The following is a 269-nucleotide window of genomic DNA, read 5'->3' as shown; positions in this document are numbered from 1 at the left end:
ACTACCACGCGGCGAACTTCAAGACGCCGACCCTGGTGGTGCACGGGCAGAATGATCTGCGGGTGCCGGTGAACCACGGCGTCGAGCTGTATCAGACGCTATTGATGAAGGGCGTGCCGACGCGGTATGTGTACTACCCGACCGAGAACCACTGGATCTTGAAGCCGCAGAACTCGGTGTTCTGGTATCAGCAGGTGAAGCGGTGGTTTGAGGAGCAGGGGGGGTTGGGGAAGTAGGGGTGGATCGGCCCCGCCGGCTGGGTTTGGCTG

1 protein-coding gene is annotated in these 269 nt (G+C 61.7%); it reads left to right on the top strand.

All coding sequences use genetic code 11. The features are described from left to right. A partial coding sequence (locus tag FLQ44_RS19340) for an alpha/beta hydrolase family protein (protein ID WP_147695686.1) occupies window positions 1-236 on the top strand: 236 nt, incomplete at its 5' end. Window positions 237-269: the final 33 nt, after the last annotated feature.

This window comes from Vogesella mureinivorans, assembly GCF_007644035.1.
Taxonomy (GTDB): Bacteria; Pseudomonadota; Gammaproteobacteria; order Burkholderiales; family Chromobacteriaceae; genus Vogesella; species Vogesella mureinivorans.
Note: the sequence above shows the minus strand (reverse complement) of the source record. Positions and strands in the feature narration are given on the sequence as shown.